Source organism: Pantoea sp. GM01, from assembly GCF_000282675.1.
GTDB lineage: Bacteria > Pseudomonadota > Gammaproteobacteria > Enterobacterales > Enterobacteriaceae > Pantoea > Pantoea nemavictus.
In genome coordinates, this window is the sequence record NZ_AKIU01000044.1 from 1 (window position 1) to 13,007 (window position 13,007).

At 50.9% G+C, this 13,007-nt stretch carries 10 protein-coding genes; 3 read left to right on the forward strand and 7 right to left on the reverse strand.

What is annotated here, in order from left to right; genetic code table 11:
- Positions 1-414: 414 nt before the first annotated feature.
- On the forward strand, positions 415-720 hold the full coding sequence (locus PMI17_RS12555) for a DUF1471 domain-containing protein (protein ID WP_007890096.1): 306 nt from the start codon (positions 415-417) through the stop codon (positions 718-720).
- Positions 721-850: 130 nt separating this feature from the next.
- Here the strand turns inward: PMI17_RS12555 and PMI17_RS12560 are convergent, their stop codons facing one another.
- Genes PMI17_RS12560 through leuC form a run of 4 tightly spaced genes read right to left on the reverse strand, consistent with a single transcriptional unit; the run spans position 851 to position 4,807 of the window.
- Positions 851-1,807 (reverse strand): LysR substrate-binding domain-containing protein, encoded by a 957-nt coding sequence (locus PMI17_RS12560; protein ID WP_007890097.1) that lies wholly within the window; start codon positions 1,805-1,807, stop codon positions 851-853.
- 31 nt (positions 1,808-1,838) lie between these two features.
- Positions 1,839-2,753 (reverse strand): alpha/beta fold hydrolase, encoded by a 915-nt coding sequence (locus PMI17_RS12565; protein WP_007890098.1) that lies wholly within the window; start codon positions 2,751-2,753, stop codon positions 1,839-1,841.
- A complete protein-coding gene (leuD, locus tag PMI17_RS12570) occupies positions 2,746-3,384 on the reverse strand; it encodes a 3-isopropylmalate dehydratase small subunit (RefSeq protein ID WP_007890099.1) in 639 nt (212 codons plus the stop codon). The genes PMI17_RS12565 and leuD overlap by 8 nt, the downstream gene beginning before the upstream one ends.
- A gap of 1 nt (position 3,385) precedes the next feature.
- Positions 3,386-4,807 carry a 3-isopropylmalate dehydratase large subunit gene (gene leuC, locus PMI17_RS12575; protein ID WP_007890100.1) on the reverse strand — a complete coding sequence of 474 codons (1,422 nt, stop codon included), beginning with the start codon at positions 4,805-4,807 and terminating at the stop codon, positions 3,386-3,388.
- Positions 4,808-5,239: 432 nt separating this feature from the next.
- On the opposite strand from leuC, the gene mqo reads away from it, so the two are divergent.
- The gene (gene mqo, locus PMI17_RS12580; RefSeq protein ID WP_007890101.1) at positions 5,240-6,886 is read left to right on the forward strand and encodes a malate dehydrogenase (quinone); all 1,647 of its coding nucleotides are present in this window, start codon (positions 5,240-5,242) and stop codon (positions 6,884-6,886) included.
- 91 nt (positions 6,887-6,977) lie between these two features.
- Here mqo and PMI17_RS12585 read toward each other — a convergent pair whose 3' ends face one another.
- From PMI17_RS12585 to PMI17_RS12595, 3 genes are all read right to left on the reverse strand, one after another.
- Positions 6,978-8,339, reverse strand: a complete 1,362-nt coding sequence (locus tag PMI17_RS12585) for a GntP family transporter (RefSeq protein ID WP_007890102.1) — start codon at positions 8,337-8,339, stop codon at positions 6,978-6,980.
- Positions 8,340-8,893: 554 nt separating this feature from the next.
- Positions 8,894-10,030 carry an acyltransferase gene (locus PMI17_RS12590; RefSeq protein ID WP_238541544.1) on the reverse strand — a complete coding sequence of 379 codons (1,137 nt, stop codon included), beginning with the start codon at positions 10,028-10,030 and terminating at the stop codon, positions 8,894-8,896.
- A 250-nt stretch (positions 10,031-10,280) separates the two neighbouring features.
- Entirely contained in the window at positions 10,281-11,300 is a 1,020-nt protein-coding gene (locus tag PMI17_RS12595) for a LacI family DNA-binding transcriptional regulator (RefSeq protein ID WP_007890104.1), read from the reverse strand.
- Between the two features lie 252 nt (positions 11,301-11,552).
- Here PMI17_RS12595 and ascF point away from each other — a divergent pair, with 252 nt between their 5' ends.
- On the forward strand, positions 11,553-13,004 hold the full coding sequence (gene ascF, locus PMI17_RS12600) for a PTS cellobiose/arbutin/salicin transporter subunit IIBC (RefSeq protein ID WP_007890105.1): 1,452 nt from the start codon (positions 11,553-11,555) through the stop codon (positions 13,002-13,004).
- The last annotated feature ends 3 nt before the right edge of the window (positions 13,005-13,007 follow it).

Genomic DNA, 13,007 nt, shown 5'->3' on the forward strand with positions numbered 1-13,007 from the left:
GCGGCGCAAAAAGCTGCCTCCGTTTCATGTTGCTGGTAGCTAACCAGCAACACATTCAAGATACAAGCGGCGCAATTTATTGCGCGATAAATCGCGCCGCTACCGAATCTTCGATGAGGAAATAACGTGCATCACTGGCCGTCATTACGCCATTCATGGCGACCATTTTTTTAATCCGCCAAATGTAACCAGATGAAAAAATATTCGCAGACTTTGCGTCAGTTGTGGCTGAAGATTTCTTAACATCTAATTAGCAATTAAAGCTAAAACGCTTAACGTCAAAAGGTGTTTATTAGCTCTACCGGCAATCATCACCAGCCGTGAGCATTGAGGGAATGTGAAGCGCTTTATCAACAATTGAACAACTCGCAGCTTTAGCCATTGGCTCAGCTATTATTTCCGAGGAGAATGGCCATGAAACAATTAATTAATGACGTAATTTCTATTTTTACACCGCAATCTGTTAAACCCGTTTTAATTCGCGCGGATTTAACCCATCGTGAACTTTCTTCGATTCATCCGGTAGGATTTACTTCCGTCAGCTGGGCCACCTCGATGGAAGAGTTGAATGACGCTTTCGTGCAAAAAGCCCTTGCTGCTGGCGCGGTGGGTTATCACATCACCGACGTCGAGTCACACGAACCGGCGCACGATGGTCAACATGTTATGGCAGCCACAGCGACTCTCTATCATATCAATAGCAAAGTGGCTTATGGCTAATCCCCGTCATTCTTCAAGCTGCAGGTGCGATAGCCGCGTATGCTCACCCCGGTCACTTACTAAAATAAGCTCCCGGGGATTCGCGTTCTTGCCGCCTTCCTGCATCTGGAATTATTTAGGGTATTAACTCTTAATCTTTCATCATCGGCAGGCTTTTTTCTGCAAAGTAATCAGCGAGAAAATCAATAAAGATCTTAATGCGCGGTGATTCAGAAGCGCGTTGGGTATAAACCGCCCAGATATTTGCTTCCTGATACCACTGCGGTAAAACGTGCACCAGTTTATTTTCGGCCAAATAGGGCGTCACATCCCAGGCAGAACGTAATGCAATGCCGTGTGATTTTAAAGCCCAGTTGAGAATGACTTTTCCGCTATTCGATGCGTAATGGCTATTCAGCCGACAAACGATTTTATTATCGCCATCGGTTAAGGTCCAATGACCAAAGGTATTGTTATTTTCATTAATGATAAGACAGCTGTGATCGATTAAATCATCCAGCGTCTCAAGCGGACGCGATTGCGCTAAATAGCGGGCGGATGCACAAAGAATACGCCGATTCGACGCCAGTTTTCTGGCGATATAGGCGTGATTGACATCATCACCCACGCGAATATCCACATCCGTTCCTGACTGCAATAAATCGATATCGCGATCGGTGAGAATTAGTTTGATGTTAAGCGAAGGATGGCGCGTCATGAATTCTGCCACCGCATCGGATAAATAATCCTGCCCAAAGCCAAATGAGCAGGTGACGGTCAAATCGCCGGTTAATTCTCCGCGCCACTGCTGGAAGTTATTCAGGAAAGCGTCCATCTCGTGCACCACCTGCAGCGCGCCTTCCAGCGCCTTTTCACCTTCGGGCGTCAGGCGCATCACGCGATTGGTGCGGAAAAACAGCCGGGTTTCCAGCTGCTTTTCGAGGATGGCAATACGTTTGCTAATGTAGGAAGGCGACTGGCCCAGCTCCGTGGCGGCTCGGCCAAAGCCTTCATAGCGCGCCACGCTGATAAACACATACAGATCTTCGACCGAAGGCCAGCCCTGCAGCGGCTTCTGATAACTCTTCCCGGCAAGCAGTATCTTCATAACCATCACAGCGTTAGAGAAATTTTGCTGGTTATAACACAGAATCCAGAAAGCGCTGAAGCTGGCTTAAAAACAGTTCCGGTACTTCTTCGTGCGGTGAGTGGCCGCAAGGTAAGGCGTGGCCTTGCACATGACGCGCTTTATCTCGCCAGGTATCAACCACGTTATAGAGCTGGCCCACCGTGCCCTGCTCTCCCCATAACAGCAATAACGGCGATTCAATCCGTTTATCGCTGTCCTGCGCATCGTGTTCTAAATCAATGGTGGCCGCCGCGCGATAATCTTCACACACCGCATGAATCATCGCTTCATTTTGATAACAGCGCAGATAATCGTTAAAAATTTCCTCTGACGTCGCGCCCGGCGTTTTTAATTGGCCATTAATGTGCTTACGCAGGAATAAAGCCGGATCGTGACCGATCATGGTCTCCGGTAATGGCGAAGGCTGAATCAGAAAGAACCACCAAAAATAACGCGTGGCGAACTCTTTATTGGTTAACGCATACATGGTGGCGGTTGGCGCAATATCGACAAATACGCAGCTGGAGAGTTGTTCCGGATGATCGAGCGCCAGGCGATGACCCACGCGCGCGCCGCGATCGTGGCCAACAAAGGCGACGCGTTCCAAATCTAACGCATCAATCAACTGGCTGATGTCTTCTGCCATCACCCGTTTCGAGTAGGGACGATGCGTCTCGTCGCTCGGCGGTTTGTCGCTATCACCATAACCACGCAAATCCGGCAGGATGACACGGTATTTCTGTGCCAGCTGCGGCGCAATTTTACGCCACGCCAGATGATTTTGCGGATGACCGTGCAGCAACAGCAAAGGTGGACCTTCGCCCCCCATCGCGACGCGCAAAGTTATGCCGTTCGCTAAACGCACATCGCTGAGCGTAAAGCCTGCGATAAAAGGTGAATCGCCGCGCGCTGTTATCTCACTCATGCTGTTCATCCTTCACGGTATTGCCGCGTTTGAACCACGGACGTTGTGCAAAGTGTTGTGTTTCAAACTGCGCGATATCCGCTTCATACTGCAGCGTCCAGTCCACTGCACTGCCACCGCCCAACAACATTTCGCGTTTCAAGGCGCTAACCGAGAACGCAATGCGTTGATTATTGAAGAGGATCGCCTGCTCTTCCAGCGACACGGTAATGCGGTTGTTAGCAGGATCGTTCGCCACCTCGCTCAGGCGCTGATAATCTTCTGCGCTTAACGCCAGCGTCAGAACGCCATTGCGCTGACAGTTGTCGTCAAAGATGCCGGCGAAACTGGTACCAATAATGGCGCGAATTCCCAGCTGATTCAGTCCCCACACCGCGTGTTCCCGGCTGGAACCACAGCCGAAATTGGCGCCCACCAGCAAGAAAGAGGCTTTTTCCCAGCCGGGCTGATTGAGGATGAAATCGGGATTCGGGCTGCCGTCAGGCAAAAAGCGCAGATCGAAGAACACACCACGATCTAAACCTTGACGATCGATGCCTTTGAGAAACTGCTTTGGCATGATCACATCCGTGTCAATATTGGCCGCCGGTAACGGCGCGAGCGTGCCTGATATGTGGTTGAAAGCTTCCATATTAAACCTCTTCTGTCATGAAACGGCGGACATCAACCAGATGACCGGCAATCGCGGCGGCGGCAACCATCGCCGGACTCATTAAGTGCGTACGGGCACCCGCGCCCTGACGGCCAGGGAAATTACGGTTGGTGCCTGAAGCACAACGGTCGCCGGGCGCTAATACATCCTCATTCATTGCCAGGCACATTGAGCAGCCCGACTGGCGCCATTCGAAACCGGCATCAACGAAAATCGCGGCCAAACCTTCTGCTTCCGCCTGCTGACGTACCTGAGTTGATCCCGGCACGATAATCCCGCGCACATGCGGCGCGATTTTATGTCCTTCAACAATCGCGGCGGCGGCGCGTAAATCTTCAATGCGACCGTTGGTGCAGGAGCCGATAAAGGCGTGGGTAATGGCAATTTCCGCTAACGGCGTGCCGGGTTCCAGTCCCATATATTTCAGCGCGGTACGCAGCGTTTGCTGTTTAACCGCATCTTTCTCCTGCGCGGGATCGGGAACGCAGCCGGTAATCGCGCTGGCTTGATCCGGGCTAATCCCCCAGGTCACTTTGGGTTCGAGATCGCTACAGTCGATGGTGATGCGGCTGTCGAACTGTGCATCAGCATCGCTGCGCAGCGTACGCCACTCCGCGAGGGCTTGCTGCCATAGTGCGCCCGTCGGCATCTGCGGCTTACCCGCGATGTAGGCAAAAACTTTTTCATCCGGCGCAATAATCGCGCCGCGCGCTCCGGCCTCAACCGCCATGTTGCACAGCGTCATGCGCCCTTCCATGCTCAGCGCCTCAATCGCTGCACCGGCAAATTCGATGGCATAACCGGTCGCGCCTGAAGCACCAATTTCTTCGATCAGCGCCATGATGATGTCCTTCGCCGAACAGCCAAACGGCAGCTCGCCGTTCACCGTGACGAGCATGGTTTTCAGGGTGCGATAAATCAGGGTTTGCGTGGCAAGCAGATGTTCGATTTCTGAGGTGCCGATACCGAAACCGAGCGCGCCAAACGCGCCGTAGGTAGTGGTATGACTGTCGCCAGCGGCAATCACCATGCCTGGCATCACCAAACCTTGTTCGTGTGCCACCACATGTTCAATCCCCTGGCGCGGGTCCATCACATCAAACAGTTCGATACCGAAATGCGCGGCGTTTTGCCGGAAGTAATCAACCTGTAATTGCCCGCCGGCATCGGTCATCGCTTCATCACGCGCGGGGCGCGTGGGGTTAACGTGATCAACATTGAGCAGAATGGTGCCCGGATTACGCACCGGACGCTGGTGATCGCGTAGGCCGCTAAACGCCTGCGGGCTGGTGTATTCATTCAGAATCGAGCGGTCGATGTAGAGCAGCACATGCCCTTCATTATCTAACTTGCGAACCAGATGCTGATCGATCAGCTTTTCATACAGTGTTTTGTTAACCATGTCGTTGCCCACGCGAAAGTGTAAAACAAGTCATTAGAGACGTTAGGGTAATACAGTTTGTCGGCGGGGAATGAACACGCTCCGTGGAGTGATGTTTTATGAAATGTGCAGAACGACTGACAATCGCCTTGAATCATGGTGGGCCGTCATTCATAGCGGCTTAGTTAGCGGCTCATTAATGAATTTGTCTGAGGGTTTTATTTGACCTAAGTCGCGTCTATCGATATAAAGAATAACCGCGCTGCTTAAGCGGTTTATCCCGGTTTTATTTCCTCTTCTGCCTATATTTCACGCTATTTTCTTTTTTGTAAGTTAATTAATTAACACCAATACTTTATTAACTAAAAACAAGTTAATCATTTCGTAACAATCTCTTAATGTGCAAACCGAATTTTTAACGTTCACCTGCATTGCATAATAAGTAGGACTGGAATGACTCACACCAAAAAGATCGTGTCTGCCCTTTCGCTGGCAGCGCTGCTTGTCTCTTCAGCGGTACGTGCTGAAGATGCACCGGAAAAAACTGACGTTCTGCTGATCGGCGGCGGTATCATGAGCGCCTCGCTCGGTACCTGGCTGCAAGAGCTGCAACCGGGCTGGAAACAGTTGATGGTTGAGAAGCTCGACGGCGTAGCGCTGGAATCGTCCAACGGCTGGAATAATGCCGGTACTGGTCACTCTGCTAACATGGAGCTGAACTACACGCCTGAGCGTGCAGACGGTTCAATCGACGTTAGCAAAGCGCTGGAAATCAACGAATCCTTCATGATTTCGCGCCAGTTCTGGACTTCACAGGTGCAGCGCGGCGTCTTGCACGATCCACGTTCGTTCATCAACTCGACGCCGCACATGAGCTTCGTCTGGGGCGACAAAAACGTCGAGTACCTGACCAAGCGTTATGATGCGCTGCAGAAAACCACCCTATTCCAGGGCATGAAGTTTTCTACCGATCATCAGCAGATCCAGCAGTGGGCTCCGCTGGTGATGGAAGGTCGCGATCCGAATCAGAAAGTTGCAGCCACCTGGACGCCAGTCGGCACCGATGTTAACTACGGTGAAATCACCCGTCAGCTGATCGGTAGCCTGAAAAAAGATCAGAACTTCAAGCTGGAAACCTCTGCAGAAGTGACTGATTTTAAGCGTAACGGCGACAACTCATGGCACGTGACCATTAAAGATGTGAAGAGCGGTGATAAGCGCTCGGTTGATGCGAAATACGTGTTTATCGGTGCGGGCGGCGGCGCGATCAAGCTGCTGCAGAAAACCGGTATCCCGGAAGCAGACAACTACGGCGGCTTCCCGGTCGGCGGCTCGTTCCTGATGACCGAAAACCCAGAAATCGCTAACCGTCACCTGGAAAAAGTGTACGGTCAGGCTTCTGTGGGTGCGCCACCGATGTCTGTTCCCCACATCGATTCACGTACCCTCGACGGTAAGAAAGTGGTGCTGTTTGGCCCGTTCGCGACCTTCTCTACTAAGTATCTGAAGAACGGTTCGCTGTTCGATCTGCTGAGCGCGACCACCACCAGCAACATCATGCCGATGACGCATGTTGGTATCGACAACTTTGACCTGGTGAAATACCTGATTGGTCAGGTAATGCTGAATGATGATGACCGCTTTGCGGCGCTGAAAGAGTACTACCCGAACGCACGTAAAGAAGACTGGAAACTGATTCAGGCCGGTCAACGTGTACAGATCATCAAGAAAGATGCAGAAAAAGGTGGCTTGCTGAAACTGGGCACTGAAATCGTGACCGATCAGCAGAAAACGCTGGCCGCTCTGCTCGGTGCATCACCGGGTGCATCAACTGCCGCGCCAATCACGCTCGATGTGATGAAAAAGCTGTTCCCAGAACAGTTCGCTTCACCGGAGTGGCAGCAGAAGATTCGCGCTATCGTGCCAAGCTTTGGCCAGAAGCTGAACGGCAACACCGCGTTGACGCAGCAAGTTTGGGATAACACCGCAGCCACGCTGCAGTTGACCAAACCGCCAGTGATTAACATGGGCGACCAGACTGTTGCACCGACGCAGGCCAAACCGCGTACGGAATCAGGCAAGCAGGATATGGCGCTGTAATTCACGCCAGAACGAAATCAAGCCGGACAATGTCCGGCTTTTTTTGTATCCGCAAATCGCCAGGCGTGGAACGGGCTATTACGCGTTTAACTTAGATAAACGCCCAGAGCACCCAGGTCAGAGCGAAACCGCTAAGCCCCATAATCGTCGTCAGTACCGTCCAGGTTTTCAGACCATCCGCCACCGACAAGCCAAGATAGCGCGTGACAACCCAAAATCCCGAGTCATTAACGTGCGATAAGCCCAATGCGCCAAAGCAGGCTGCAAGCGCGAGCAATACCAACTGCATGTCGCCCAATCCTACTGAAGCCGTGCTCAATAATCCGCAGGTGGTGACGATGGCCACGGTGGCTGAACCCTGCGATGCGCGCAACGCTAAAGAGAGAATAAACGCAGCAGGAATAAGCGGCAGATTGATCGTTTGCAGCGATCCGGCAAGCGCTTTACCTACTCCAGATTCCACCAGGACCTTGCCAAACGCGCCGCCCGCGCCAGAAACCAGAATGACACCCGCCGCCGTCGAAATGGCGTTATTGGATAAACTTTCCAGTTTGTCTTTGGTCCAGCCACGACGAATCCCTAATAACCAGCCCGCTAACGCCACGGTCACTAACAGTGCAATGCCCGGAGAGCCGACCAGCGTTAAGGTATTGAGCAACATGCTATCAGGAGCCAGATACGGAGGAAGTAATGTGCCCAGCGTAATCAGGATTATGGGCAAGACAATTAATCCGGAAATTAACAGCGCGCCAGGTACGTTTTGCTTAGCTTCAACGACTGGCTTCTGGTCGCAGGATTCCGTTAGCTGCAATTGCTCGAGCACCTGCACCGATAAATTATATTTTTTGCGATTAATCGCTTTAGCAGCGAAATAGCCCACCACCCCAACCGGAACAGAAACCGCAATGCCCAGCATCATTAACCAACCTAAATCCGCATTCAGCAGCGTAGCGGCCGCTGCAGGCCCCGGATGCGTGGGTACAGTGACATGCACCATCAACATCATACCGGCCATCGGCAAACCAAATTTCAGGGTTGATACACGCAGCACCTTGGTAAAGCCATAAATCAGCGGGACAACGATGATAAAGCCGACATCGAAAAATACCGGTAATCCAAGGATAAAGGCCACGGTAGTCAACGCTGCGACCATTCTTTGCGGACCGCACAGCTTTGCAAAACGGTTTGCCAGAGCGTCTGCGCCCCCTGAGGCTTCAATAATGGCCCCCAGAATGGCACCCAATACAATGATCAGCGCAATGTTACCTAATAAACCGCCCATACCGCCCAGGATCACTTTCATGATATCGCCAGCCGGGATGCCCGTGGTTATTGCTACGAATAGGCTGGAAACCAGCAAAGCAATAAAGGGATGAACTTTGGCTTTTATCACCAGTATTAACAGCAGTAAGACGCTTGCCAGCGCGATGGATAAGAGCAATGTGGTAGACATCTGATAAACCTCTAATAATTTTATGCTGCAGGTAACTATAAAAAAAATGGTGTTGGCGTAATGACAGACAAAGCGACGCACACCGATTGGCTATAAATCGATGTGATCAATAATATTTTTAATTTTGTGTGTGAAAGATTGGGAATGGATGACTCTTCGCGTGTGAAGTAGGTAAATCCAGGGTACGTTTTAGCATTATCAATCCTTGATAGTTGGCATTTTATTCGATGATTCTTCTCACCCTGCGCCGGTCAGATGCAGGGTTTCAGGAACAATCGTCATGTTAAAATAAGTTAATATTTGTTTGTTAGTGTTAACTTTGCCAGTTATTCAAGTTAATAAATGCGCTGCAAATCACATTAAATGGACAAATCTGCCAAATAAAACAATTATTCACATAACATTTCATATCTTCACAAATGGGAGTTGGTGAGCTAATCAGGCTGCCGGGCAATAAAGTTTTTTGCGAAATGGGAAGAGAGTTTGCAGAGAGCGAGTGACGACAAGGCGGTTACCTATCCCCAGCAAGGCGGATAGGTGGTGAATTCGCAGCGTTATGCTCCGGTTCCAGCAGGAGGGGTGGCGGGAATGCGTTTCCCTTTCAATATATTTCTCAACGCTGGTTCGGCATATTTAGTGATTAAGAAAGCGATGTAGTACAGCACGGTAGCCACCACAATTGGCATCAGCATCATGACAAACTCATTTTTAATATGCACGTTGAGCTTAATCAGCGTAGCGATCATCAGATTTTCATGGATGAGATAAAAAGCGTAACTTGCGAAGCCGACTGCGGTGAAAAAACGTAGCGAGAGAATGCGCTCCAGCTGCTTAGAGTAGAAACTCACAATAAAGAACAGCATCACCAGCACCAAAGGAATAAGCGTGATGACTCCCGCATTCTTAACGAAGTAGCTGAAATTAATCAGCAGCGCCAACCCTACAATGGCGTAATGAAACAGTTTATCGCGTGCATGCATGCGCTCATAAACCAGGCAGCCAACCATAAACCACGCATAATGAATGAAGCCAAACTTGGATATAATATCGATTAACAGCGGGTGACCTAAAGATTTAAGAACCGAGGATGCGGAAAGCAGCAACATCGGTACTAATAATGCCGGCAAACAATATTTTCTGCCCAGCGTAAAATAGACTGCACCGATAATCAGATAGAAAACCGCTTCGACATACAGTGACCAAAACGATCCCGCCATTGATTTAAATTCAATCCCGGTTAACTGCGTCAGGGTTTCTGGATTGGTGAATATCAGCCCAGGCAACAGATTCCTGACATACGGTGTCATCACCGACCATTCCGGGAAGAAGCCCCCCACCGCGAACAGCAGCATACTGGCAATAAACATGGCGGGAAACAGGCGCAGCCAGCGTTTTTTTAGAAAACTGAGGTAGCTCTCTGATTTATCCAGGGTCATAAAAATGACAAAACCTGAGATCATGAAAAATAACTCTACGCCGAGCCAGCCATAGTTAAATATTGGAAAATGTTGAGTTGCCGTGACATAGGGTAATAATTCCGGCCATCGCGCATAAGCATGATAACCAATAACCAGCAGAATCGCTAAGCCGCGCATTCCATCAAGATGCGTTATACGTGCGTGCATAATTCCCTCAGGAAAGATGACCGGAAAAAGATAACTCAAATTAACCTGACGCAGTTTTACAAGCAATAAGACTAATTCTGATTAACGACATCATGAATAAACAGCAGACCTAATAAATAGACTCCGTTATTAACACTGAAAAGTGGCATTGATAAAGTTGTTTTTATGGCATCGGATTGAGAAGGCTCATTGCATTTAAATGATTTTTTCTAAGATAGAGAAAATAAAAACAGGCCATTTATGAGTTAAGCATTAGATGGCCTGGGGAGAAATATCGCCTGTAAAATTAATCCCTGCGGAATTTCTGCTTTAACTATCACAATTTGTTATGAGGGCCGGGACCTACCGATTCACGCACCATCAACTCACCCGCAAAAGTTTTATCATTACGCATTTCGCCACCATCCAGCATTGAGATCAGGCGTTCGATAGTTTCCTGAATCATCTCGGTCACCGGCATCTTCACGCTGGATAGCGCCGGAATGGTGAACGGAGCCAGCGGAATATCGTCAAAGCCCATTACCGCGACTTGTGCCGGTACGGCAATGTGGTGATCGGACAACGCTTTCAGCGCCCCCACCGCCATATCATCGTTACTCGCCACCAGCGCACTAAATACACGCCCCTGTGCCAACAGGTGTTCCACCGCCGCCATGCCGTTTTGCGCCTGCCATTTGCCTTCGACGATTAACGCCTCATCAACCGCAATACCCTGTTTTTCCAACGCGGCTTTGTAACCCGCCAGTCGTTCGCGTCCCGTCGGAGAATCGAGCGAGCCGGTGATAAAAGCTATCTCGCGATGTCCGAGGGCAATCAACTGCTCAACCGCTGCGGCGCTGCTGCGCTGCTGATCGGAGTAGATGCAATAGCTATGGTGCTGACGCAGGCGACGATTGATCACCAGGATCGGGTGTTTGTGCTGTGCAATGATGCTATCCATCTCATCGGTAGTGAGAAAACGCGGATAGATAATCACACCATCGCAGCGCAGATCGAGCAGGAACTGGATCGCGGCGCGCTCCTCCTCGGCGCTGTGTTTGCCATCAACCAGTAACAACTGCCGCCCCTGCTGTTCCATCAGGCGTGCGGAGTGCTGCATCAGTTCGGTGAAATAGCTGCCGGTATACAGGGTATTGGTGATTACCAATCCGATGGTTTGGCTGGATTTGGTCGCCAGGTTTCGCGCCAGCAAATTAGGGCGAAAATCGGTTTCGGCGATGGCCTGGTACACCTTCTCACGCTTTTCCTGGCTGACATAACCGTTGCCGGACAGCACCCGGGAAACCGTCGCTTTCGATACGCCTGCTACTTTTGCCACCTCAAGTATGGTCGCCATGTTTCACTCTTTTTCCATGCTGATGGCATCAGTTTACCTAAGCTGCGAATTATTCGGCAATTTTTCTACCCTCACGGATTCATGCCCTGCCGCTGTTAAACGATCAACTTCACACTTTCATCCAACAATTTTTAAATTTCTTGCCTGATGCATCTGGCATCTTCATGATTTTGTGAAACCGGTTTCTCATGACGAACAATCGCGCAGAAAACCGCTGTACCTCTACTTAAAAAAATCAGAGACCAAAAATCCATGGCTAAAAATTATGCGGAAGTCTCACGTGCCATCGTGGCTTCGCTCGGCGGCTTAAACAATATTGAAGCGGTGACGCACTGCATGACGCGCCTGCGTTTCGTGGTGAAAGACAGCAGCCAGATCGACAACGCCAGCCTGAAAGCGACTCCCGGCGTCATGGGCGTGGTACACACCGACACACAGTGTCAGGTGATTATTGGCAACAACGTTAACCTCGCCTATCAGGAAGTGCTGAAGCTCGGCACGCCAAACAGCGACGGCGCCGCGCCGGCGAAACGCAAAATCACCCTGCGCAGCATCGGTGCTGGCATTCTTGACGCGTTGGTTGGCACCATGTCGCCACTGATTCCAGCCATTATCGGCGGATCGATGGTGAAGCTGCTGGCGATGATGCTGGAAATGAGCGGCGTGCTGGAGAAAGGTTCATCGACGCTCATTATCCTCAACGTGATTGGCGACGGGGCCTTCTTCTTCTTGCCCATTATGGTGGCAGCTTCGGCGGCGTTGAAATTCAAAACCAATATGTCGCTGGCCATTGCCATCGCCGGCGTGCTGGTGCATCCAAACTTTGTTGATTTGATGGCCAAAGCGGCGCAAGGCCAGGCGGTGGAGTTTGCCGCTATCCCGGTAACCGCGGTGAAGTACACCTACACGGTTATCCCGGCGTTGGTGATGACCTGGATTTTGTCGCACATCGAATACTGGATTGATCGCATCACACCTGCGGTGACCAAAAACTTCCTTAAGCCCATGCTGATCGTGCTGGTGGCCGCGCCAATCGCCATTGTGCTGATTGGCCCGCTCGGCATCTGGATTGGTAGCGGTATTTCCGCGCTGGTGTATACCATTCACGGTTATCTTGGCTGGTTATCAGTGGCGATCATGGGTGCGCTGTGGCCGCTGTTGGTAATGACCGGCATGCATCGCGTGTTTACCCCCACCATTATTCAGACCATTGCCGAAACCGGCAAAGAAGGCTTGGTGATGCCTTCGGAAATCGGTGCCAACCTGTCGCTCGGCGGCTCTTCCCTGGCCGTGGCGTTTAAAACCAAAAACCCTGAGCTGCGCCAGACGGCATTTGCCGCCGCGGCTTCGGCGATTGTCGCCGGTATTTCCGAGCCCGCGCTGTATGGCGTGGCGGTAAGGTTGAAACGCCCGCTCATCGCCAGCCTGATCAGCGGCTTTATCTGCGGCGCGGTGGCCGGTATCGGTGGACTGGCCAGCCACTCAATGGCTTCGCCCGGTTTGTTTACCAGCGTGCAATTTTTTGATCCCAGCAATCCGATGAGCATTGTCTGGGTCGGCGGCGTCATGGTGCTGTCGGTGGTGCTCTCTTTCATTCTCACGTTGATTCTTGGCTTCGAAGATATTCCGGTCACGGATGCCGCACAGCCAAAAGCGGCCGTCGATGAGACCAAGCCAGCCAACGTTAATTTATCCAAGGTGTAATTT